Origin of the sequence: Arthrobacter sp. STN4 (genome assembly GCF_024539665.1) — a bacterium.
Classification (GTDB): domain Bacteria; phylum Actinomycetota; class Actinomycetes; order Actinomycetales; family Micrococcaceae; genus Specibacter.
On record NZ_JAKZGX010000023.1, the window covers coordinates 15,909 to 38,662 of the forward strand.

The 22,754-nt window shown below is 68.8% G+C and carries 21 protein-coding genes, 1 tRNA gene, 1 other RNA gene and 1 pseudogene; 13 read left to right on the forward strand and 11 right to left on the reverse strand.

Features of this window, described 5'->3' with window-relative positions; all coding sequences use genetic code 11:
- Positions 1-8 precede the first annotated feature (8 nt).
- Both MMF96_RS14780 and MMF96_RS14785 read left to right on the forward strand, forming a co-directional pair.
- Positions 9-881 (forward strand): Nif3-like dinuclear metal center hexameric protein, encoded by an 873-nt coding sequence (locus MMF96_RS14780; protein WP_256883987.1) that lies wholly within the window; start codon positions 9-11, stop codon positions 879-881.
- Between the two features lie 130 nt (positions 882-1,011).
- On the forward strand, positions 1,012-1,749 hold the full coding sequence (locus MMF96_RS14785) for a zinc ribbon domain-containing protein (RefSeq protein WP_256883961.1): 738 nt from the start codon (positions 1,012-1,014) through the stop codon (positions 1,747-1,749).
- A gap of 45 nt (positions 1,750-1,794) precedes the next feature.
- Here the strand turns inward: MMF96_RS14785 and MMF96_RS14790 are convergent, their stop codons facing one another.
- Positions 1,795-2,559 (reverse strand): peroxide stress protein YaaA, encoded by a 765-nt coding sequence (locus MMF96_RS14790; protein WP_256883962.1) that lies wholly within the window; start codon positions 2,557-2,559, stop codon positions 1,795-1,797.
- A 251-nt stretch (positions 2,560-2,810) separates the two neighbouring features.
- Between MMF96_RS14790 and MMF96_RS14795 the strand changes: the two genes are divergently transcribed.
- From MMF96_RS14795 to MMF96_RS14815, 5 genes are all read left to right on the forward strand, one after another.
- Positions 2,811-4,364: a glyceraldehyde-3-phosphate dehydrogenase gene (locus tag MMF96_RS14795; protein ID WP_256883963.1), complete on the forward strand. Its 1,554-nt coding sequence runs from the start codon at positions 2,811-2,813 to the stop codon at positions 4,362-4,364.
- A gap of 95 nt (positions 4,365-4,459) precedes the next feature.
- An RNA gene (rnpB, locus tag MMF96_RS14800) (RNase P RNA component class A) lies at positions 4,460-4,839 on the forward strand.
- 61 nt (positions 4,840-4,900) lie between these two features.
- The gene (locus MMF96_RS14805) at positions 4,901-5,449 is read left to right on the forward strand and encodes a GNAT family N-acetyltransferase (RefSeq protein WP_256883964.1); all 549 of its coding nucleotides are present in this window, start codon (positions 4,901-4,903) and stop codon (positions 5,447-5,449) included.
- A gap of 222 nt (positions 5,450-5,671) precedes the next feature.
- Positions 5,672-6,565: an HNH endonuclease family protein gene (locus MMF96_RS14810; protein ID WP_306295910.1), complete on the forward strand. Its 894-nt coding sequence runs from the start codon at positions 5,672-5,674 to the stop codon at positions 6,563-6,565.
- Positions 6,566-6,643: 78 nt separating this feature from the next.
- Positions 6,644-6,832 carry a hypothetical protein gene (locus MMF96_RS14815; protein ID WP_256883965.1) on the forward strand — a complete coding sequence of 63 codons (189 nt, stop codon included), beginning with the start codon at positions 6,644-6,646 and terminating at the stop codon, positions 6,830-6,832.
- A gap of 20 nt (positions 6,833-6,852) precedes the next feature.
- Here the strand turns inward: MMF96_RS14815 and MMF96_RS14820 are convergent, their stop codons facing one another.
- The 6 genes and pseudogenes from MMF96_RS14820 to orn all read right to left on the reverse strand — a co-directional run bounded on the left by MMF96_RS14820 (position 6,853) and on the right by orn (position 12,608).
- Positions 6,853-8,460, reverse strand: coding sequence for a peptide chain release factor 3 (locus tag MMF96_RS14820; RefSeq protein ID WP_176618053.1), 1,608 nt, complete (start codon positions 8,458-8,460; stop codon positions 6,853-6,855).
- A gap of 155 nt (positions 8,461-8,615) precedes the next feature.
- Positions 8,616-9,473, reverse strand: a complete 858-nt coding sequence (locus MMF96_RS14825; protein ID WP_256883966.1) for an acyltransferase domain-containing protein — start codon at positions 9,471-9,473, stop codon at positions 8,616-8,618.
- Positions 9,470-10,907: pseudogene (locus MMF96_RS14830) on the reverse strand (sugar porter family MFS transporter). The gene MMF96_RS14825 and the pseudogene MMF96_RS14830 overlap by 4 nt, the downstream one beginning before the upstream one ends.
- A 184-nt stretch (positions 10,908-11,091) precedes the next feature.
- Positions 11,092-11,664 carry a peptide deformylase gene (gene def / locus MMF96_RS14835; protein ID WP_176618055.1) on the reverse strand — a complete coding sequence of 191 codons (573 nt, stop codon included), beginning with the start codon at positions 11,662-11,664 and terminating at the stop codon, positions 11,092-11,094.
- A 97-nt stretch (positions 11,665-11,761) separates the two neighbouring features.
- Positions 11,762-11,837 (reverse strand) — tRNA-His (locus MMF96_RS14840).
- A gap of 168 nt (positions 11,838-12,005) precedes the next feature.
- Positions 12,006-12,608, reverse strand: coding sequence for an oligoribonuclease (gene orn / locus MMF96_RS14845; protein WP_256883967.1), 603 nt, complete (start codon positions 12,606-12,608; stop codon positions 12,006-12,008).
- A 222-nt stretch (positions 12,609-12,830) separates the two neighbouring features.
- Here orn and mptB (MMF96_RS14850) point away from each other — a divergent pair, with 222 nt between their 5' ends.
- Complete coding sequence (gene mptB, locus MMF96_RS14850) at positions 12,831-14,333, forward strand: polyprenol phosphomannose-dependent alpha 1,6 mannosyltransferase MptB (protein WP_256883968.1); 1,503 nt, start codon at positions 12,831-12,833, stop codon at positions 14,331-14,333.
- On the opposite strand, the gene MMF96_RS14855 is transcribed toward mptB (MMF96_RS14850), so the two are convergent.
- Positions 14,330-15,592, reverse strand: coding sequence for a hypothetical protein (locus MMF96_RS14855; RefSeq protein ID WP_375141448.1), 1,263 nt, complete (start codon positions 15,590-15,592; stop codon positions 14,330-14,332). The genes mptB (MMF96_RS14850) and MMF96_RS14855 overlap by 4 nt on opposite strands.
- A gap of 40 nt (positions 15,593-15,632) precedes the next feature.
- Positions 15,633-16,964, reverse strand: a complete 1,332-nt coding sequence (locus MMF96_RS14860; protein ID WP_256883990.1) for a glycosyltransferase 87 family protein — start codon at positions 16,962-16,964, stop codon at positions 15,633-15,635.
- A 231-nt stretch (positions 16,965-17,195) separates the two neighbouring features.
- Here MMF96_RS14860 and mptB (MMF96_RS14865) point away from each other — a divergent pair, with 231 nt between their 5' ends.
- Entirely contained in the window at positions 17,196-18,743 is a 1,548-nt protein-coding gene (mptB, locus tag MMF96_RS14865) for a polyprenol phosphomannose-dependent alpha 1,6 mannosyltransferase MptB (protein ID WP_256883969.1), read from the forward strand.
- Positions 18,744-18,792: 49 nt separating this feature from the next.
- Here mptB (MMF96_RS14865) and MMF96_RS14870 read toward each other — a convergent pair whose 3' ends face one another.
- Complete coding sequence (locus MMF96_RS14870) at positions 18,793-19,491, reverse strand: DNA alkylation repair protein (protein WP_256883970.1); 699 nt, start codon at positions 19,489-19,491, stop codon at positions 18,793-18,795.
- Positions 19,492-19,660: 169 nt separating this feature from the next.
- On the opposite strand from MMF96_RS14870, the gene MMF96_RS14875 reads away from it, so the two are divergent.
- The 3 genes from MMF96_RS14875 to MMF96_RS14885 all read left to right on the forward strand — a co-directional run bounded on the left by MMF96_RS14875 (position 19,661) and on the right by MMF96_RS14885 (position 21,499).
- The gene (locus tag MMF96_RS14875; protein WP_256883971.1) at positions 19,661-20,455 is read left to right on the forward strand and encodes a putative protein N(5)-glutamine methyltransferase; all 795 of its coding nucleotides are present in this window, start codon (positions 19,661-19,663) and stop codon (positions 20,453-20,455) included.
- A gap of 189 nt (positions 20,456-20,644) precedes the next feature.
- Positions 20,645-21,004 (forward strand): helix-turn-helix transcriptional regulator, encoded by a 360-nt coding sequence (locus MMF96_RS14880; protein ID WP_256883972.1) that lies wholly within the window; start codon positions 20,645-20,647, stop codon positions 21,002-21,004.
- 15 nt (positions 21,005-21,019) lie between these two features.
- Positions 21,020-21,499, forward strand: coding sequence for an SRPBCC family protein (locus tag MMF96_RS14885; RefSeq protein WP_256883973.1), 480 nt, complete (start codon positions 21,020-21,022; stop codon positions 21,497-21,499).
- A 74-nt stretch (positions 21,500-21,573) separates the two neighbouring features.
- On the opposite strand, the gene MMF96_RS14890 is transcribed toward MMF96_RS14885, so the two are convergent.
- Positions 21,574-21,747, reverse strand: coding sequence for a hypothetical protein (locus tag MMF96_RS14890; protein WP_176618062.1), 174 nt, complete (start codon positions 21,745-21,747; stop codon positions 21,574-21,576).
- Between the two features lie 133 nt (positions 21,748-21,880).
- On the opposite strand from MMF96_RS14890, the gene MMF96_RS14895 reads away from it, so the two are divergent.
- Positions 21,881-22,753 carry an SGNH/GDSL hydrolase family protein gene (locus MMF96_RS14895; RefSeq protein WP_176618063.1) on the forward strand — a complete coding sequence of 291 codons (873 nt, stop codon included), beginning with the start codon at positions 21,881-21,883 and terminating at the stop codon, positions 22,751-22,753.
- Position 22,754 lies beyond the last annotated feature (1 nt).

The following is a 22,754-nucleotide window of genomic DNA, read 5'->3' on the forward strand; positions in this document are numbered from 1 at the left end:
CGTCGGACGTGGACGTGCCGGCGGAAGGCGGGGAAGGGCTGGTCACGCCCGTGCTGTCCGAGGTGTTGCTGGCCGTGGAGGAATTGTGGCCCGAATCGCTCGCCGAGGACTGGGACCGTGTGGGCCTTGTTGCCGGGCGGCCGGAGGCGGACGTGGACAGGATCATGTTTGCCGTGGACCCCACCCTGGAGGTCATTGACGAAGCCCTGGAATGGGGCGCCAAGCTGCTGGTCACGCACCACCCGCTGCTGCTCAAGGGCGTGAACTCCGTGGCGGCGACCACCGGCAAGGGCCGCGCCGTGCACCGGCTGATCGAGGGCGGCTGCGCGCTGCTGACCATCCATACCAACGGCGACAGCGCGGTGGGCGGGGTCTCCGACGTGCTGGCCGACGTCCTGAGCCTGGAGGACGTTGCCCCGCTGATGCCTGCCGCGCACGGGCTGGTGGAGGAGGGCATCGGCCGGGTGGGCATGCTGCCCGGGGTGGAGAAGCTGGGCGAGCTGGCATCGCGGATCTTCCTGACGCTGCCAGCGGTGGCCGGGGGGGTGCGCGTGGCCGGTGACCGGGACGCGCTGGTGCGCAAGGTCGCCGTCTGCGGCGGCGCCGGGGACAGCCTGTTCGACGCCGTCCGGGCCTCGGATGCTGACGTGTACGTCACCGCGGACCTGCGCCACCATCCGGCGTCGGAGGCACGGGAGTCCAGCAGCGACGGCCGCCCGTACCTCATCGACCTCTCCCACTTCGCCAGCGAATGGCTGTGGCTGCCCGTGGCCGCCCATGCCCTGGCAAATGTGCTGGCGGACCAGGGGTTCGAGGCGGAACTCGCCGTCAGCCAGACCAATACGGATCCGTGGGACTTCATTTTGACTCCCGGCCACTGACTCCGGCCGTACGCACCCACCCGCTAGCGCCTAGCGGCCTCCCCATACTCGCAAGCTCGCACGGGGCCCCTCGGCCGCTAGGCTGGGCAGCAGGGTATTACCGTATTGTCCCTTTTACAGGAGGAAGCACATGGCGAAGGCAGCACCGGCGGAACAAATGCGTTTGCTGGACATTCAGGTTTTGGACGCCAAGCTGCGGGCCCTGGACGCCCAGGCAAAGGCGCTGAAGGAGGACCCGCGGCTGCCGGACCTTCACGGCGGGGTGACGGTGGCCAAGAGCGACCTGGGGGTCCTGGACACTGAGGTGGGGGACCTTTCCCGCAAGCTCACCAAGGCCGAGGACGACGTCGCCCAGGTCACCTCCCGCATTGCCAAGGACGACGCCAAGCTCAACAGCGGCACCGGCCTGTCCAAGGACCTCGTGGCGCTGCAGAACGACATAGAAACATTGAGCCGGCGCCGCAGCGCGCTCGAAGACGCCGAACTGGAAGTGATGGAGGCGCTGGAGGACGCCAGGGGCCGCCAGGGCGCCCAGCAGGCGCTGGTGGGCCAGATGCAGTCGGTCCTGGACGGCGTCGTGGGGGAGATCCGCGGCAAGCTCGGCGCCCTGCGCATGGAGCGCGACGCCACGGCTGCCGAGCGTGCCGAACTGGCCGCCAGCTTTGACCCGGCCCTGCTGGCGATCTACGACCGGACCCTGGCCAAGTACGGCGTGGGCGCGGCGCGCCTGTTCCACGGCACCTCGGAAGGGTCCGGCATGCAGCTGAGCCCGGGCGACCTGGCCGAAATCAAGGGTGCCGCCCCGGACGACGTCGTGTTCTGCCCGGACTCCGGCGCCATCCTGGTCCGTTCGCCCGAATGGACGTAGTCGCACCCCGGTCCGGCAGCGTCCGGACGGGCCGCGGGACGCCTGTCAGCCGGCCAGGATGATGTTCAGCGTGTGGTGCTTGCGTGCCGTGCCCGGGACCAGCTCCACGGCCCATTTTTCACCGGCGGCACGGGCCAGCTGCTCCGGCGTCTCCGGGGACTTGCCGCGGCGGGTGAGCAGGTGCCGGGCCAGTTCGCCGCGCGTGTGCTTGGCAAAGTGCGAGACCACCTTGCGGGTGCCGTCGCGCTCCGTGAAGACGTTCACGGCAACGGTCCGTTCCGGCGCAGGCGTCCACGCCGCCGCATAGGTGCTTGAGCGGCAGTCGACCAGCAAGTGCCCCTTCGCGTGCGCCTCCAGTGCGGCGCCCAGCTTCGGCTTCCAGAAGCCGGCCAGCTTCCCCACTCCGGGCAGCCCCACGGACATGGACAGCCGGTACGCCGGAATGCGGTCGGCAAAGGCGACAGCGCCCCAGAGCCCCGAGACAACCACGACGCCGGCATCGGCCTTGCGCTTCTGGGCCGGCGTCATCCGGTGGTAGCCCAGGGCGTCGTACAGGACGCCTGAGTAAATGCTGTGGGCCGGCGCCGCCGGCTCGGCTGCCAGACGGGCGTTGCGCAGGACATCGTGGGCCAGCGATGCGCCGACCCCCAGATGCGCCAGCGCATCCTCCCGGGCGGACACGTCGGCCAGTGCCGCGGCAACTTCCCGCCGGGCCCCGGTCAGCCCGGGAAAGTGCAGCTGCCCCAAATCCACGGGCGCTCCGGCATCGGCGGGAGTCTTACCTTCGGACGGGGGCAGCAAAATCAACACCCTGAGAGCCTACCGGTTCCCGCCCGTCCTCCCATCCCCGTCCAATCCCGGCTCCGGGACGCACGGACGGGCAGACGCCGTGGCTGCAGCGCTGCGGCCCCCCGCCGCCTGCCGCTTCGCGGGAGTTGGCTCGGAATGTGTAGACCGGTCTAGTGAGGTGCGGCACGGAACTCGCAGATACCACCCGGCGCCCGCCTAGAATGTTGATTGGCTTGGACCAAGGGTGTTTTAGGCCAGGAAGGTAATTTTTCGTGACGCTCAACCACGCTTCAACGGACAGCGATTCCGCCTTGGACTCCTGGATCCAGCGCGAGACCCTGGCGGAAACCATGATTCCGCTGATCGGCCGCCTGTACCGCGAAAACAACGTCATCACCAGCATCCATGGACGGTCACTGATCAACCAGTCGGTGATCGACCTGCTCAAGGCGCACCGCTTCGCCCGCCAGATCGACGACGTCGAACTCCCGCTGGCCGAGACGCTGCCCCTCCTGGAAACACTCGTCACCTTGCAATTGGGGGCCGCCTCCTTGGACCTCGCCCGCCTCAACGCCGGGTTCAAGGCCTCGGGCCAGACGGACCTGGAAGCCTTCCTGCGCACGGAGCTGGCCGACGTCGTCGACGGGCACGGCTCGGACGGGCGCACCAGCACGGACGTGGTCCTCTATGGCTTTGGCCGCATTGGCCGCCTGCTGGCCCGCATTCTCATTGAGCACTCCGGCGGCGGCCACGGCCTGCGCCTGCGCGCCATCGTGGTGCGCAACGGCGGCGACGCCGACCTGACCAAGCGCGCCAGCCTGCTGCGCCGCGACTCCGTCCACGGACCGTTTAACGGCACCATCACCGTCGACCGGGAATGCAACATCATCCAGGCGAACGGCACCGCCATCCAGGTCATCTACTCGGACAGCCCCGCCACCATCGACTACACCAGCTACGGCATCCACGACGCCCTGGTGGTGGACAACACCGGCCGTTGGCGCGACGAGGAAGGACTGTCCCAGCACCTGCAGAGCACGGGTGTGTCGCGCGTCCTGCTGACCGCGCCCGGCAAGGGCGGGCTGAAGAACATTGTGCACGGCATCAACCACGGCACCATCCAGCCCGGGGACAAGATTGTCACCGCCGCCTCCTGTACCACCAACGCCATCACGCCCGTGCTGAAGGTCCTCAATGACAAGTTCGGCATCGTGCACGGCCACGTGGAAACCGTCCACTCCTTCACGAATGACCAGAACCTGACGGACAACTTCCACAAGGGCGACCGCCGGGGCCGTTCCGCCGCACTGAACATGGTGCTGACCGAGACGGGCGCCGCCAAGGCCGTTGCGAAGGCGCTCCCCGAGCTCGAAGGCAGGCTGACCGGAAATTCCATCCGCGTCCCCACCCCCGACGTGTCCATGGCGATCCTGAACCTGACCCTGGAAAACGGCACCACGAAGGACGAGGTCAACACCTACCTGCGTGACGTGTCGCTGAACTCGGAGCTGCGCAAGCAGATCGACTACATCGACTCCCCGGAAGTGGTCTCCACCGACTTCGTCGGATCGCGCCGCGCCGGCATCGTGGACGGGCTGGCCACCATCAGCACCGACAAGAACCTGGTGCTGTACGTCTGGTACGACAACGAGTTCGGCTACAGCTGCCAGGTGGTGCGCGTCATGGAGGAAATGGCCGGCGTCCACCCGCGCCAGTTCCCCGCGCTGGACGACGCAGCCGCGCCGGACGTTGCGGCAACAGGCTCCGGGACCGGACTCCCCGGAACCGCGCAGGCCGCCGCCCTAGCGGCCCCGGCGCTGGCCTAAGGCCAGGCACCCGGGACAGGTCCCGGCGTCGTACCCGGCCGGCAACGGCAGGGTGCGGCGCCCGGGGCCCCTCGCCCTGTAGAGTGGGACGCGGATAGGGCGTCTGGGCAACCGCGCGTCGCGCAAGCGGCTCGAGGAACGTCCGGGCTCCACAGAACAGGGTGGTGGGTAACGCCCACTCGGGGTGACCCGCAGGAAAGTGCCACAGAAAACAGACCGCCTGCACGGCCCCGGCCGGCGCAGGTAAGGGTGAAACGGTGGTGTAAGAGACCACCAGTTCCGCAGGTGACTGGGGAAGCTAGGTAAACCCCACCCGGAGCAAGGCCAGACAGGGCATGCTTGAGGGCTGTTCGCCCGAGTGCCTGGGTAGGCCGCTAGAGGGCGTCGGCAACGGCGTTCGTAGATGGATGGTTGCCTACCCGCCGCGGGCAACTGCGGCGGATAACAAAACCCGGCGTACAGGACGCCCTATCCCGCCAACATCCCGCGTAACAGCGGTTGGAGCCGCGGCGGCGCGGGTGCGTAGACTGGCGGGCATGTTGATACGCGAGGCGGCCGCCGCCGACTGGCCGGGGATCTGGGCCGTCATGGAACCCATTGTCCGCGCCGGCAAAACGTACACTTTCGCCACCGATTCCACCGAAGGCGCCCTGCGCAACGCATGGCTCCCCGCTGCTCCCGACGCTGCCCCGCATGACGCCGTTTCCCCCGGGCGCGTGCCGCGCACCTATGTGGTCACGGAGGAAACGGGCGGGCAATCACCCCCGATGATCGTGGCCACCGCCCAGCTGCACCCCAACCTTCCCGGCGCCGGCAGCCGCATCGCCAATGCCTCGTTCATGGTCCACCCGGACCACGAAGGCAAGGGATACGGGCGGCTGCTGGCCCACCACGTGCTCAATGCCGCCTTCGCCGACGGCTACCGCGGCATGGTGTTCAACGCCGTGGTCGAGGCCAATACCGGGGCGGTCCACCTGTGGGAGTCGTTGGGCTTTGACATCATGGCGACCATTCCCGCCGCCTTTGACCACCCGTCGCTCGGGCCCGTGGGCCTGCACATCATGTACAAGGCACTGGGCGGCTGAGCCGGGCCCAACCAGGTCGCAGTTGTTGCAGCGGCAAGCGCTTTACGCAGGTGCCCGGCTGCAACAAGTGCGACCCAGATTCCGGACGGACGGGAAGGTGTGGATAACTTCCGGCAGTCTGGGTTCCGGATGCCTAGACTCGAACCACGGTGGGCAGGCAATGCCCGCGACGGCCATGCCGTGAGGGACGTGGCGCCGGCGGGCCGATGGAAGGCGTGGGTCATGGCCCGGCATGAATTGGTGGTTGCGGCGCGCCGGCGTGCCCGGACCGGGCCGCCTGCCCGGCCTGCCCGGCCTGCGCGGCCTGTGCGGCACGCAGGCCGCGGCCCGGGGGACCGGCCCGGCAGGACCACGGAGGGCGGGCTGCTGCGGGCTGCGGCGCTGCTGCTGGTGCTGCTCACGGTGGCCGTAGGCGGCTGGCTCCATGCCGCCGGCCGGTGGCCGTTCGAGCCCGACGCGGGACCGCCGCCCACGGTCAGCACCCCGCCGCCCGGCCTGGGCACGCCGGTGCTGCGGCTGGGGCCGGCCACGGCCCTGGCCGTGCTGGACACGCTGCCGGTCAAGGGCCGCTCGGCCAAGACTACGTACAAGCGCAGCGAGTTCGGTGAGGCGTGGCTGGACGCCGACGCCAACGGCTGCGACACCCGCAACGACATCCTGCGCCGCGACCTGCACAGGGCCGCCTTTGAAAGCGGCTCCCAGTGCGTGGTGGCCTCGGGCACCCTCGCGGAACCGTACACGGGCCGGACCGTCGACTTCCGGCGCGGCGCCGCCACGAGCGCCGCCGTGCAAATCGACCACGTGGTGGCCCTGGGCAACGCGTGGGAAACGGGTGCGCAGCAGCTCACGCCCGTCCAGCGCCAGAGCCTGGCCAACGACCCCCTGAACCTGCTGGCCGCAGACGGGGAGGCCAACCAGGAAAAGTCGGACGGCGACGCCGCCACCTGGCTGCCGCCGGACAAGTCGTTCCGCTGCCGGTACGTGGCGCGGCAGGTCTCGGTCAAGGCGGCCTACAGGCTCTGGGTCACGCCGGCGGAAAAGGCCGCCATGGTGCGCGTGCTGGGGGCCTGCCCCGGGCTGCCGTCGCTCCCGTCGGGCTACGCGGCGCACCCGTAGCGCACCCGCCGTGACACGCGGCAGGAAACAAAGTGGACGGTGATGGCCCGCCGTGGCAATCGGTGCAATGATGCCCGTATGAGCGAATCAGAATACAGCAACCCGATGCAGCTGGCCCAGGACAACCTCGACGAGGCCAACCGGCAGCTGGCCCAGGCCAACGCCGATTTCAACGCCGGCAAGATCACCCAGAAGCGCCTTGACCAGCTCCACGAACTGCGTGACTTTGCCGCCGCGGACCTCACCCGCGTGCTGAAGGAAAACTAGGGCAGGGGGCCCGGCCGGGGCTACTCCCGGCTGGTGCCGATCTCGGCCAGCGGCAGGTCCGGGTGGTTCTTTTCCACGCGGCGCATGGCCCAGACATCGTTGAACAGCGCCAGGAACTCCCCGTCGCTGCGCTCGAGCACCTCGGCCCCGTGGATGCCTGCCAGCACGGCCGTCGCGTCCGCCGTCGTCAGCCTGGCCAGGGAATAGGGGAGGCGTTCCAGGCGCATGGGGGCATTGAAGTCGTGGTGCATGCGGTCCTCGACCACTTCAAACTGCATGGGGCCGACGGCGGCCAGCACCGGTGCCTGGTCCCCGCGCAGGTCCGAGCGCAGCACCTGGATGACGCCCTCGTGTTCCAGCTGCTCGATGCCGCGGCGGAACTGCTTGTACTTGCTGGGGTCCTTGGAGCGGGCCACCTGGAAGTGCTCGGGCGCGAACAGCGGGATCGCCGGGTACTCCACCGGCTCCTCCACGAACAGGCTGTCGCCTACGCGCAGGGCGGAGGCGTTGACGAGCCCGACGACGTCGCCCGGGAACGCGGTGTCAATCACCTCGCGCTCACGGCCGAACACCTGCTGGGCGTACTTGGTGGCGAACGACTTTCCGGTGCGCCCCTGCGTGACCACCATGCCGCGCTCAAACATGCCCGAGCAGACGCGGATGAAGGCGACGTGGTCGCGGTGCGCCTGGTTCATGCCGGCCTGGACCTTGAACACGAAGCCGGAGAACGGGGCCTCGACGGGCCGGGTGCCGCCGGTGACGTCGGGGCGCGGGGCGGCCGGGGGAGCATAGTCCACCAGAGTGTCCAGGACCTGCTTGACACCGAAGTTCAGTGCCGCAGAGGAGAACAGCAGCGGCGTGGCCCGGCCGGCGTAAAACGCCTCCAGGTCCAGGGGCGCGCCGGCATCCACCACGAGGGAGGCCTCGTCGATGGAGTCCTGCCACGCAGCGCCCTCGGACTCCGCCGCCTGTTCCGGCGTCAGGTATTCGGTCAGGGCAATCTGGGCCCCGGCGCTGTTGCGGGCAAACTTGGCAAACTCGTTGCGCTGGATGTCCCAGACGCCGCGGAAATCGCCGGCAATCCCGATGGCCCAGGTCAGCGGCATGGGGGCCAGGCCGGTGCGTTCGGTGATCTCGTCCATGAGCTCCAGCGGGTCCAGGCCGGGGCGGTCCCACTTGTTGATGACCGTGATGATGGGCAGGTTCCGCTGGCGGCACACCTCGAACAGCTTCATGGTCTGCGTCTCCAGCCCCTTGCCCGCATCCACGAGCATCACGGCGCAGTCGACGGCGGCCAGCACGCGGTAGGTGTCCTCGGAGAAGTCCGCGTGGCCCGGCGTGTCCAGGAGGTTGATGACGGTGTCCCGGTAGGAAAACTGCAGGGCCGCGGAGCTGATGGAGATGCCGCGGTCCTTTTCCATCTGCTGCCAGTCCGAGACGGTGTCGCGCCGGTTGGATTTGCCGTTTGTGGCGCCGGCGGTGCCAATGACCTTCGCGTGCAGCGCCAAGGCCTCGGTCAGCGTCGACTTTCCGGCATCCGGGTGCGAGATCACCGCAAAGGTGCGGCGCCGGCCCGCCTGGCCGGTAATTTCCGTGACGCGGGCGGGGGACTGGACCGGAGAGGACACAAGACTACTTTCTGGGGATGCCGGATGTACTTTTGGCGCTGTCCGTCCCGGGTGCGTTCGCAGCCTTCCCGGCGCAGCGGGTGCGGGCGGCGGGGCGGGTGCCACGGGGACGGACAAAGGCGCCAAATCCCAAGTTTACCGCAGCCCGGGTGCGGTTACGGGAGCTGCAGGCAGCCGTAGCCGACCTGCCAGGCGCCGCCGCCGGCGATGCGGTCCAGGACCAGCCGTTGCAGCGCCGTGGTGCGCGGAAGGGTGGGGAGCACGTCCATGCTGCGGGTGCGGAAGGTGAAGTAGACGGCGTCGGAAGGTTCGTCGCGGGGCGTGCCGTACGGGGTGAACAGGGCCGCGAAACGGAAGATGTTCGACCATGTGTCGATGTGTTCGGACAGGTAGGGGTCCAGCAGCCAGGACTCGCAGTTGGCGTGCCGCACGGGCTGCGCCGGGAAGTGCCTGTCGAAGAAGGGGCGGGCGGCCGCCAGGCTTTCGGCGACCGGGCCGGTGCCGAGTCCGCCGTCTTCGGGGATATGGACGCCCAGGACCCATTCGCCGCCGGCCGTGCCGGGGACGGGGACGGCGGGCTGGTGGATCAGGAACTGCAGCCGGCCCAGGGCAAAGAGCCGGCCGGCGAAGTGGTGGGTGAGCCACTGCCACGTGTCCATGCCGAAGCGGCCGTGGACGCGGCGGTTGATGGCCAGGTTGCGCCCGAAGTCGGCCAGTGTGTCGCGGGTGACGGCGTCGGGAATGTCCAGTTCGGCATGCCAGGTGCGCAGCGCGGGCACAAAGCGGAGCATGCCCTCCAGCCAGTCGGCCTCGGTGACGGGCAGGTCCCGGGTGCCCAGTTCCGGCACCGGGGCGGCCGGGCTGCCGAGGCTGGCGGAGAGGTGGTCCTGCACCACTGCGGCCGCGGGGCTGATCTCGCCGTCAAGGAGTTGCAGGCAGCCGTCCCGGTCCTCTTCCGCCACTGCGAGGTAGTCCAGGGACAGTTCTGTGCTCAGCGCGGTGTGCGGGATCATCCTGCCAGTTTACCGACCCCCCTGCCGGCCTTCGTCACAAACAGCGTGTCCGCCTGTTCCAGGGACATGCCGTTGGTCTCGGGAACCTTGACCATGACAAAGAAGAACGACGCCGCCGCAAACAGCGCGTACAGGCCGTACGTCAACGGCAGGGAGGCGGAGGCCATGACAGGGAAGCTGAGGGTGATCAGGAAATTGGCGATCCACTGGGCCGCCGCCGCCAGGCCCAGGGCGCGGACCCGGATCCGTGAGGGGAAGATCTCGCCCAGCAGCACCCACACCAGCGGGCCCCACGACGCTCCGAAGCTGATGACGAACACATTGGCTGCAACCAGGGCCACAGCGCCCCAGGCGCCGGGCAGCGTGATCTCCGCCCCCGTGCCGGTGGCCGAGGCAAACGCCAGCGCCATGGCGCCCAGGGACACGGCCATGCCGGTGGAACCTGCGAGCAGGATGGGCCGGCGCCCGATCCTGTCCACCAGGGCGATGGCGACGAGGGTGACCAGGATGTTGACAATGGCGGTGACGACGGAGATGGCCAGCGAGTCGCTTTCGTGGAAGCCCACGGCCTTCCACAGCGTCGTCGGGTAGTAAAAGATGACGTTGATGCCGACAAACTGCTGCAGGACCGAGAGGATGACGCCGATCCAGGCCCACCGGCAGGAGGCCGAAGCGCCCGCCCCGCAGCGAACCCTTGCGGGCCGTGAGGGAGTCCTCCTTGACGGCGTCCCTGATGTCACGGATGTTCCTCCCGGCGTCCTCGTCGGGGGCAATGTCCGGGAAGACCTTCCTCGCCGCATCCTCCTTGCCCTGCAGGACCAGGAAACGCGGCGATTCGGGCAGCACGAAGGCAATCCAGCCGTAGGCGACGGCGGGAACGATGCCGGCCAGGAACATCCAGCGCCACGCCGGCAGGCCCAGCCACAGCACGTTGACGGCGCCGCCGGCACGGGTGGCGAACAGGGCATCGGAGAGCAGGGCGGCAAAAATTCCCACCGTGATGGCGAGCTGCTGCAGGGACGCCAGCCGGCCGCGGTGGCGGCGGGGCGAAATTTCGGAGATGTACGCCGGTGCGATGACGGAGGCGAGGCCGATCCCCAGGCCGCCGATGAGGCGCCAGAAGATCAGGTCCACCACGTTGAACGCCAGGCCGGTGCCGATGGCGCTGGCAAAAAACAGCAGGGCGCCCAGCTTCATGGCCGGGATGCGGCCCTTCGCGTCGGCGATCCTGCCGGCAACGTAGGCGCCCGCGGCGCAGCCCAGAAGTGCGACGGCGATCGTGAAGCCCGTGAGTCCCCCACCCAGGTGGAACTGGCCGTGGATGGCGTCGACGGCGCCGTTCACCACGGAGGAGTCGAAGCCGAACAGGAAGCCGCCCACGGCGCCGGCCACGGCCAGGCCCACGACCTTTTTGGGTGCTTTCGCCGGCGGCAGTTGTTTCGGTCATGGCTCCCCCCTGGATCCGGGCCCGGGCAGGGCCGGCCGGATCGTGTGGTGTTCAAAGAATGTGGCGTACAAGGAATCCTGTAGGCCAACGTACTCCATGACCGTCACGGGTCAGCGGAACCGGCGTAAAAATAGGCAGTACGCGACACTTCCCGCTTTGGCTTGGGGCGGGTCAGTGGCCGAAGGGGTCCGGGTCCACGCCGGGCATCCAGGTCAGGCCGGGGACCCCCCAGCCGCGTTCCTTGCGGGCGCGCTTGGCCTTGCGGGCATAGCGGTCATTGAGCCGGTCCACGTAAAGCCTGCCGTCCAGATGGTCATATTCGTGCTGCATGCAACGGGCAAACCAGCCGGTCGCCTCAAAGTCCAGGGGGGCGCCGTCGGCATCGAAGCCGCGCACCCGCACCCACTCGGCGCGCTTGAGCGGGAAGTCGATGCCGGGGACGGACAGGCAGCCTTCCACCTCCTCGTCCGGGTCCGGGGCCTTGCCGGAGATCTTCCCGACCGTGAGCGAGGGGTTCACCAGGACGCCCCGGTCCGGGACGCCGTCGTCGTTTTCCATCTGGTAGGTGAAGACACGTAGTCCCACGCCGATCTGCGGGGCGGCCAGGCCCACGCCGTGGGCGGCGTCCATGGTGTCGAACATGTCGGCCACGAGCGTCTTCAGCTCGCCGTCGAAGCTCTTGACCTCCTCCGCCCGGCGGTGCAGCACGGGCTCGCCCAGGATGGTGACGGGGTGGATGGTCATGGCGGATCCTTCTTGACGGGAAACGGGGGACGTAGGGAAATGAAAAACACCCCGATCGGATGACCGGGGTGTTCCGTGTTTCGCTGCCGAAACACCTTGGGGTGAGATACGGGGGTTGAACCCGCGACCTCCTGGACCACAACCAGGCGCTCTGCCAACTGAGCTAATCCCACCATGCGCAGCCGCGGAGCGGGCACACTCTGAGGGTGTATCCCGCGCTTTGGGCAACGACGATTAGTCTACCCGGTCCCACGGGCGCCCATGACCAAAACCGGCCGATTTGGAAAAAATGTGGTCCAGATCCCATTTTTGGCGGACAACTTCCGCAGGTTTACGGGGTTTTAGCCGGGGAACCTGGCCGCAATTTTCTTCGCCGTCTCCGAATCCGGGCCCGGCGCCGGCACAAAGACGGCCTCGCGGTAGTATTTGAGCTCGTTGATGCTGTCCTTGATGTCGCCCAGTGCGCGGTGGCCGCCGGTCTTCGCCGGGGACTGGAAGTAGGCGCGGGCATACCAGCGGCGCGCCAGCTCCTTGATCGTGGAGACGTCGATGATCCGGTAGTGCAGGTGCTCCATCAGCTCGGGCATGTCCCGGGCCAGGAACAGCTTGTCGGTGCCGATCGAGTTGCCGGCCAGAGGGGCCTTGTTGGGCACCGGGACGTGCTCCTTGATGTAGGCCAGCACCCGGGCCTGCGCGTCTTCCATGGTGGTGCCGCCAGCCAGCTCGTCAATCAGCTTCGACGAGGTGTGCATGGCGCGCACAAAGTCGCCCATCTGGGCCAGGGCCTCATCGGAGGGCTTGATGACCACGTCCACGCCGTCGCCGAGAATGTTCAGCTCGGAGTCGGTCACCAGCGCGGCAACCTCGATCAGGGCGTCGTTGACGGCGTCCAGGCCGGTCATTTCGCAGTCGATCCACACAATGCGTTCATTAGTAATAGGCACCCGTCCAATGTACCGCGTCCTGTCCGGGCGCCCTTGGCATGGCGGGATTGGCATGGCGGGATTGGCATGGCGGGATTGGCATGGCCGGATCGGCGCTGCCAACCAGGCTCCGCCTTTGCGGTGCTGCTGCCAATTTGGCGCTGGTAAAATGAAGCCTTCCCCGCGCAGCGCGCGTGCGGAACCCCTTATCCCGCAGCACCTTTCGATGGCCGGAGGCTTGGCATGGCAACCTCCCACCGCGCCGACAGTTCCATCCGGCAGGCGGGGGTGCGTCCACGGACCGCCCTGCTGCAGGGCCTGGCCGGCTCGCTGCTGGTCCTGGCCGGATCCGTGGGCGTGGGCTGGATCGCCAACGGTTCGCCCATGGTGCGCAACCCCCTGGTCATCGCCCTGCGGACCGAAGGCGCCGGCGTGGTCGTGTCCACCGTCCTGCTGGTGGTCGGCGCCATGGTGCTGCTGCGCTCCTGGCTGCGGCTGGGCCAGCGGCTGGCCGGCTGGGGCCCGGGTGCGCTGCGGCAGGTGGTGCTGGCGGTGGTCCTGTGGGGCGCCCCGCTGCTTGCCGCCGTCCCCATCTTTTCGCGTGACGTGTACGCCTATGCGGGGCAGGGACGGCTCATGGCCGAGGGGCTGAATCCGTACACCACGGGCATTTCGGCCCTAAGCAACTGGTACATGCTGGGCGCGGACCCGTCCTGGGCGGAAAACCGGACGCCCTACGGGCCGCTGTTCCTGTGGCTGGCCCAGGGGGTGGTGGCCCTGACGGGTGCCCAGCCGGACCTGTCGGTGCTGCTGTTCCGTCTCCTGGCCTGCGTTGGCGTGGCCCTGTGCGTTGTCTACGTGCCCCGGCTGGCGGTGCTGCTCGGCAGGGGCGGCGCGCGCGCCCTGTGGCTCACGGCGGCCAATCCGCTGTTCCTGATCTCCTTCATTGCCAGCGCCCACAACGACGCCCTCATGGTGGGCCTGGCCGTGGCGGGCGTCTACTACGCGGCGGCACGCAGGCCGCTGCTGGCCATTGTGCTGGTCACGGCATCCATCGCCGTCAAGCCCATCACCCTCGTGCTGTTGCCGTTCATCGGCCTGCTGTGGGCGGGAAAGGAGGCCGGATGGGGCAGGAGGTTCCTGCTGTGGGCCGCCACCGTGCTGATTTCCGGCGCCTTGTTGTTCCTGGCGGGCCTGCCGGACGGGCTGGGCTTTGGGTGGACGTGGGCGCTGACCGACGGCACGCCGGGCTACACCGGCTATTCCCCGTCGGGCTTTGGCGGCCAGCTGGTGGAGCTCGCCGGCAATGCCGTGGGCCTGGACGGAGGCCTGGCCGCGGGCATCTTCCGCACCGGGCTGACCCTGGCCGGCATCGCCGTGGCCGGCTGGCTGGTGCTTTTTGGCGACCCGCAGAAGGTGGTGCGCCGGCTCGGGCTGGCGTTTGCCGCCGTGGTGCTCCTGGCGCCCATCATCCAGCCCTGGTATGTGCTGTGGTTCCTGCCGTTCCTGGCGGTGACGGGCATCCGGAACAACTGGCAGGTGAAGGCCGTCTACGTGGTGGTGGGCTTCTTCGTGGTGTTTGGCGCCCAGGACCAGGTGTTTGTCTGGAACTTCGTGGACCTGCCCATCCCCGCCCACGCCCTGGCCTACTGGGTGGCCCTGGCGGCGGTGGCGTACCTGCTGCTGGTGGACGTGCACACACGCAAGCTGCTGTTCAACCGCCCGGCCGCGCCCCGCGAAGCTTAGCGGCTACGGCCGGGCCGCCGCGGGCCGGGAGCGCGCCGCCCCAGTTCCGCTGTCCGGCGCACGGCCCACACCAGCAGCGTCACGAGCAGCACGTTGCGGATGGTGAGCACGGCGGCCATGGCCGGGTTGGCGTGGATCAGCGGGGTGTAGAACAGCGGGTAGATCACAAACGTGGTGAACGCAATGCCCATGAGCAGCGTGGCCGGCACCTTCCAACGGTCCCAGTCGTGGACCAGCCCGGCAACCACCACGGGGGCCAGCCAGACGATGAACTGCGGTGAACCCACCTTGTTGAACACGATGAACGCACTGACCATCAGCAGCGAGCCCTCCAGCAGCAGTTCCGCCCGTTCGGCGCCGCGGCGCAGCGCCCACACCATGAGCAGGACCCCGGCCGCCGCCGCAACGATCAGCAGCGGCTGCATGAGCTGCGCCGCCACCGGGGCGCCCGGACCGTAGACCTCCGTGGAGTTGATCGCCACATTGTCCGCAATCTTCGACCCGCCCAGGCCGAACACGCTCAGCCACACCCACGGGGTGGAAAACGTGGCCTCAAGCTGCATGCCGCGCTCGCCCTGGTTGACGGCAAAGTCCAGCAGGTGCGCACCCGCCCCGGAGGCCACGGTGGCACCGGCCACCGAGGCGCTGACCACCACGCCCCACACGAACACCCGGACCCGCCGGGCGCTGGCGATCAGCAGGGGAAGGACGACGGCCGCCGGCCAGACCTTGACCCACGTCGCCACCGCGAGCAGCACGGCCGCGACGCCGGGGCGCTCGGCCGCATACAGCAGGGCCACGATCACGATCGGGGCGGTGATGCCCTCCACGCGGGCAAAGCTGAGGAAGCCCATGAAGACCGTGAAGAACAGCCAAAACCAGGCCGGCGCAATGCCGCTGCGGGCGCGCCGGCCGCGGGTCAGGAACGCCAGCGCCACCGCGTCCAGGGCCGTGATGATCAGCGTCCAGCCCAGCAGGTACAGCGACGGGCCAAACATGTTCGCCGCAAAGATCGGCAGCTGGGCCAGCACCGGGTACACCCAGGGGCTGATGCTGCCGTGCAGCTGGGCCGGGTTGTAGCCCAGCAGCGCCCACTGGCGGTACTGTTCGGTGTCGCTGAAGGTGTCGCCGTGCACAAAGAAGGAGAACATCCAGCCCAGGAAGAACAGGTGGACGGCAGCGAAGCCCCACCACACGCTGCCGGGGGTGCGGAACCAGGCAAGCACCGCGGGGGAGAGGAACCGGCCCCGCGCCACCACGGCGCGGCCCAGGACCCGGTCGAAAAGTGGCGTGGAAATGTCAGGACTCCTTGGCACCGGCGGGCGTTCCGGCGTCGTGCGTGGAAGAAGCAGGACGGGCGGGCCGGCGGCCCATCAGGAACAGCGCGCGCACACTCCACACAAACAGGACCACCAGCATGAGGTTGCGCAGTGTCAGCACCGCGGCCATGACGGGGTTGTTGTGCGAGAGGGCGTCGTAAAAGAGCGGATAGACCACAAAGGTGAGTGCGCCGATGGCGATCAGCAGGGTGGCCGGGACGCGCCACGCCCGCCAGCTGTAGGCCAGGCCCACGGCCACGGCGGGAGAGAGCCACACCATGAACTGCGGCGAGCCGACCTTGTTGAACACCACAAAGGCGGTGGCCAGGGCCATGGCGCCCAGGAGCAGCAGTTCGGTCCGGTCCGCGCCGCCGTTGCGCTTGCCGGTGTGCAGCGCCCAGAAGACGAGCCCGGCCACCAGCAGGGCGGCGGCGATGAGCAGGGGCTGCATCAGCACGCTCATCACCTCGGTGCCCGGCCCGTCCACCTGCATGGAGTTGATGGACTGGTTCATGTACATGCGGGCGCCGCCGATCCCCAGCACGCTCATCCACAACCAGGGGGTGGTGAACGTGGCCTCCAGCTGCATGCCGCGGTCGCCCTGCTGGAGCAGGAAGTCCAGCAGCTTCGGCAGGGCCTGCATGGACAGTGCCAGGGCCACCACCAGCACGGTGGCCAGCACGCCGGCCAGCACCACCCGGACCCGCTGCCGCACGACGGTAAAGAGCGCCAGCACGACGGCGGCGGGCCAGACCTTCATCCATGTCGCCGCGCTCAGGATGAAGGAGGCGAGGAAGGGGCGGGCCGCGCCGATGGACAGGGCAACCAGGACCACCGGTGCCGTGAAGCCGTCCACACGGGCAAAGCCGAGCCAGCCGAGCAGGGCCGTGAAGGCCAGCCACCACAGGGCGGCCGGAATGGCCGCACGCCGGCGGCCCCAGCTGGTGAGCTTCGCCACGGCCAGGAAGTTCAGGGCGCTGATCATCAACACCCACAGGAACAGGAACGGTGCATTTCCGAACACGTGGGCCGCGGCCATCGGCAGCAGCGCCAGGATGGGGTACACCCAGGGGCTGGGCCCGGTCACGCGCGAGGCGTCGAAGCCTGTTGCGGCCCAGGCACGGTAGATGAAGGTGTCGCTGAACGCCTCCCCGCGCAGGGAAAGGATCGCGGCGAAGACCAGGAAGAACAGGTGGACGGCGCCAAAGACGCTCCACATGCCCCGGGGCGTTTTCAACCAGGCCTGGGCCGGTGCCGGCAGGATCCTGTCCCGGGTGCGGGAGAGCGCGGCAAAGAATGGGTCCGTGGAGATGGTTGGGTCCTTCTCAAGCGTGGTTCGGTAGACTGCCAAGATAAGGTGGCCCTTGGCATCTATCATGTTAGCGCAGCCCGTGGTCCGCCCATGGGCCCGCCAGGGTGCGCCGGGGCGGTGACCGCCTCCGGGGAGCCGCCCGCCAGTGATTGTCCCGCCAGTGATTGTTCAGGAGAAGAGTAATTGACCAGCCGGGAAGTTGCCGGGCCCGCGACGAGGAGTCCGGTGCCTGTGAAGGAGCCGCGGCGCAGGTGGACCGGCAGGTCCGCGATGTGGCAGGGATTTGCCGGTTCGGTGCTGCTGCTGCTCGGCTCCATCAGCGTCGGCTGGATGGCGACCAGCGTGTCCCCGCTGATCCGCACGCCGCTGTTCATCCTGGCCCGGACCACCCCCGCGGCCGTCATTACGTGCACGGTGATGCTGTGCGTCGGGGCGCTGCTGCTGCTGCGGGCCTGGCTGCGGCTGCGCCAGCACCTGGCCGGCTGGGACCCGTCCACCCGGCCCCTGCTGGTGAAGGCGCTGGCCCTGTGGACGGCCCCGATGATGTTGGCGCTGCCGCTTTTCAGCCGCGACTCCTATGCCTACATCGGCCAGGGCCGGCTCATGCAGCAGGGCCTGAACCCGTACACGAACGGCATTTCGGCGCTGAGCAACTACTACAACCTGGGCCCGGACACCCTCTGGACCGAGGCGCCCACCCCCTATGGCCCGGTATGGCTGTGGCTGGAGCAGGCCGCCGTCGGCCTGGCCAACGGCAGCCCGGAACTGGCCCTGGTCCCGTTCCGGCTGGCGAGCCTGCTGGGCCTGGTCCTGCTGGCCGTCTACGTGCCCAGGCTGGCCGCCCGGCACGGCTTCAACCCGCAGCGGGCCCTTTGGCTGGTGGTGCTGAACCCCGTGCTGCTCATCAACTTCATCGGCAGCGTCCACAACGACTCCCTCATGCTGGGCCTGGTCGTGGCCGGACTCTATTACGCCTCCGGCAGGCATCCGGTGTGGGGGATTGTGCTGGTGACGCTGTCCATCGCCATCAAGCCCATCACGCTGATCGCCCTGCCGTTCGCGGGCCTGCTGTGGGCAGGCTCCCAGGCCGGCTGGCTGCGCAAGTTCGGGCTGTGGGCGGCCACCCTGGGCATCTCCATGGCCATCATGGCCGCCATGGGCCTGGTCAACGGGCTGGGCTTCGGCTGGCTTGCGGCGCTTAACACCCCCGGGACGGTGTGGATCTGGTATGCGCCCGTAGGCCTGGTCTCGCACGTGGCCGGATTCGTCGTCACCTGGATGGGCGGGGGCGGTGGGGTGGTGACCGGGGTCATCCAGGCGCTTGGCCAAGGCACGTCCATCCTGGTGGTTGTGCTGCTGGCCCTGGTCCCCGTGCGTACGACGCCGGACGCCGGCCTGGGTGCCGGGCCCACCGCCGGCTCCCGGTACAGCCAGGCGGTGCTGCGCCGGATGGCCTGGGCGTTTGCGGCGGTGGTGGTGCTGGCCCCGATGATCCAGCCCTGGTACATGGTGTGGCTGCTTGCCTTCTTCGGCGTCACGGGCCTGAAGGAGGGCCGGGTGCTGCGGACTGTTTTCTATCTGTCCGTGTTCTTCATGCTGATCGCGCTGACGGACCAGCTGAGCGTGTTCCAGTGGATCCCCGTCGTGGCCGTGCGGAGCACAGCCATAGGCGTCAGCGTGCTCGGGGCGCTGTGGATCATGCTGGGGGACCGGAAGACACGCCGCTTGTTCCGGCCGTCGCTGGCCACGCGCGACCTGATGCATGACGGGCGTCCATAACGGCCTTTTTGCTGCCACCGCCGGCTGCGCCGCTGTTCGTGCCGGTGCCTCAGCCGAGGTGCTTGAGCGCTTCGCGGCGGGAGAGCGGGCTCAGCTGCCCGGCGTAGCGTTCGGCGAAATCCAGCACCCACGCCGGATCGGTGCGGGCGTGTTGGCGCAGCGCCCAGCCGACCGCCTTGCGGATGAAGAATTCCCGCTCCGGCAGGTTGGGCACCAGCACGTCATGCAGGAGCCCGGTGTCGGTGGCGGCCTTCGCCGGCAGCTGGGCGATGATGGCAGCGCGCCGGAACCAAAAATTGCCGTGCCCGCTCCAGCGGCGCAGCAGCGGGTCCATGGATTCGGGGTGTGCCAGCAGCAGCCCGCACAGGCGCGGCGCCACCGAATCCACATGGTCCCACCACTGGCCTTCGGCAATGGCGGTGGCATAAAACGGCAGCATGCCCGGATCGCCGCGGACCAGACGCGAGTCCGTAAGCATGATGGCCGCGTGGCGTTCCTCCCGAAACTCCGCGGCGCCCCACATCCGGGCTGCCGTGGCATACAGCTGTCCGGCGCCGGCCAAGGGGTGCTCCTTCACGAGTGCCCGCACGATCCTGCGGACCTCGGGGGTGCGCACGCCCAGGTACGGCATGGCCGACTTCATGTACGCGGCCATGCCGGCGGCCCGTTCAGGCTCCGCAGCCTTGCCCAGGGCCGGGCGCAGGGCTGCCAGGAAGTCAGGGTTGGGGGCAACGGCGCCGTACGTCATGAACCCAGCGTAACGGTGGCCGCAGGGCGTCCCGGGTCGGAGCGGGTGCGCAGTTCCGGCGGGTGGCGCCGGTTGCACCCGCCCCAGCTGTGGTGTCGGCGGGCGGGACCGCGAATAGCTCCCGTGGCGTGGCCCCGGGCAGCCCGTCCCGCGCTAGTGTTGGACGGATATGAAGCAGATTCCGGAAAATGACGTCGCGGCACTCGTGGCGCGGTTGCGTGCGGCCGGCTGTGTCTACGCCGAGGAGGAGGCTGGAATCCTGCTCGAAGCGGCCGCCGGGACCGATGGGCTTGATGCCATGGTGCGGCGCCGCGTGGACGGCCGGCCGCTGGAACACATCGTGGGCTGGGCGGCCTTCCGCGGACTCCGGATCGGGGTTGTCCCGGGCGTGTTTGTGCCGCGGCTGCGCACCGAATTCCTGGTCATGCAGGCCGCCGGGATCCTGCGCGGCGCGGCGGGCGCCGTCGTGCTGGACCTGTGCTGCGGCAGCGGGGCCATCGGCACCGCGCTGGCCTCGGAATTCCCCGGGGTGGAGGTCCATGCCGCGGACATCGACCCGGCCGCCGTCGAGTGCGCTTCCGGGAACCTGTCGCGCTTCGGGGGGACCGCCCACTGCGGGGACCTGTTCGACCCGCTGCCCCGGGAACTGCAGGGCCGGTTTGCCGTGATTGTTGCCAACGCCCCGTACGTGCCCACGCAGGAGATCGCCTTCATGCCCCAGGAAGCGCGGCTCTTTGAGCCGGATGCAGCGCTGAACGGCGGGGCCGACGGGCTGGACATCCAGCGGCGCATTGCAACTGGTGCCGGGAAGTGGCTGCGTCCCGGCGGGCACGTGATCGTGGAGACCAGCCCGGCGCAGGCTGCGGAGTCCGTCCGGATTCTGGCACGCAACGGCTTCACGGCCGCGAGTGTCCACTCGGACGAGGTCGGCGGCACCGCGGCGGTCGGCCGGCTGGGGCGCTGAGACGGCTTTTCGTTCCGGGCCCCGGCGGGCCCCGGCAGCGGTCCGGTCGAACGGGACCGGTCGAACGGGACCCGGGACGGGATGCGGCGGCATGGAAAAAGTTATTGACAGGCGGGCCCCGTGGATCTACTTTTAAATGGTCAACCAACTGGTTGATAAAATCATAGGTTGATTAAAGGCGGTCAACGCATGCAGGGCACCGGATCCGACGACGAACGGCTGGACAGGGCCTTCCTGGCCCTGGCCGACCCCGTGCGCCGCAGCCTGGTGGCGCGGCTCTCGCGCAGCTCGGCCACCGTGAACGAACTCGCCGCACCGTTCCAGGTGAGCAAGCAGGCCATCTCCAAACACATCCAGGTGTTGGAGAAGGCCGGGCTCATCACACGTTCCCGGGACGGACAACGCCGCCCGTGCCACCTGGCTCCCGCCGCCCTGGAGGAGCTGACCTCCTGGATCGACGGCTACCGGCTGGCGGCGGAGGCACGCTTCCGGGCGTTGGACCGGGTCCTGGCCGCCACCAAATCAGCCGACCATCCCGAACATGAGTGAAAGAAGTTGGGAAAAATGACAACTGCAAACGCCCTCGTTGTCACGGCCGAGCCCGGCGTGCCCTTCGTGGACAGCGTCCGCGAAGTCGACGCCCCGGTCGCGGACGTGTTCCGCGCCTACACGGACCCGGACCTCGTGGTCCAGTGGCTCGGGCCGCGGGAACTGGCCATGGACCTCAGCTCCTGGGACGCACGCATCGGCGGCACCTGGGCCTACACGAGCAGGGACCCGGCCGGCAACAGCTACGGGTTCCGCGGCGTGTTCCATGATGTGGACCCCGGCCGGGGCATCGTCCAGACCTTTGAATACGATGGATTCCCGGGCCACGTCAGCCTGGACAGCGTGGTCTTTGAGGACCTGGGGGAGCGCACCCGGATTCGCAACCACACCACGTTCCAGTCACAGGAGGACCGCGACGGCATGGTGGCCTCCGGCATGGAGCGCGGCATGGCCGAAGGCTTTGAGCGCCTCGAGGAACTGCTCGCCGCCAAGTGAACACACTGCCGGAACGGCGTCTCCGGCGCGGCGTCGGAGGCGCGTGCCGGGGGCCGGGTGTGGCGGCAGGGCCCCTATGCGTCCTGGTCCGGGCCCTCGGCGGCGTCCTGGGAGTGCATCCGGATTTCCGGCATGTCCGTGCCGTCCGTCCCTTCGGCGGCTGTTTCACTGTGTTCCCGGGACGGGGCCGGATTGGCGGCCGCGGCGGTTGCGTCGGCTCCGCGGGCGAATGCTGGTGTCTGTGTCATTGACCTGCCTTCCCTCCACCGCCTGGCAATCCACCACCAAACGGCCTTCTTCCATTGTCCGCCCGTTCGTGCCGCTTTGCACGTGTCCCGGCGGAAGGTACCGTTCAGCCGGGACAAGGGGCAGGATGGAAGCATGGAGACATCACCAGCTGCACGGGGCGCCGCGGGCGGCAACCACCAGGGGGCCGGTCAGGGGCACCCCTGGCACCGCTTCGTGGCCTTGGGTGATTCGTTGACGGAAGGGCTGGGCGATCCGGAACCCGGCAGCCCCAACGGCTTCCGTGGCTGGGCGGACCGGGTGGCGGAGGAACTGAGTGCCGGCTCCAGCGGGTTTTCCTACGCCAACCTGGCGGTGCGGGGCCTGCTGCTGCGCCAGGTCATCGACAGGGAACTGCCCCAGGCCCTGACGCTCCGCCCCGACCTTGTCTCCATCCAGGGCGGCGGCAACGACCTGCTGCACGCCGGGGCGGACCCGGACAAGCTGGCCGATGCGATGGAAAAGGCCGTCATGGAATTGCGTGCCATTGACGCCACGGTCCTTGTATTTGTCGGCCCCGATTCCGGCCGGTCCACCATCATGGGACAGTTCCGGACCAAGATTGCCATTTTCAACGAAAACGTCCGCAGCCTGTGCGCCCGCCATGACGCGCTGGTGGCGGACATGTGGGCCATGACCGAGCTCGCCGACCCGCGCCTGTGGAGCCCCGACAGGCTGCATCCTTCCGCGCTGGGGCACCATGCGATGGCCGCCATGGTGCTGCGTACGCTCAACGTGCCCCACACCCTTGCCCCGCTCGCCCCGAAGCCGCTGCCGGCCCGCAGCTGGCGCCAGGCCCGGTCGGAGGACCTGGAATGGGCGCGTGAATACTTCATGCCGTGGGTGCTTGAGGGCCTGAAGAACCACTCCCACAGCAGCGGCTTCCAGGCCAAGCGGCCCCTCCCCGGCCCCGTCACCTTCGGCGCTTCGGTGCCGCCGGCGGCCGACGACGTGCAGCCCGGTTTCTGAG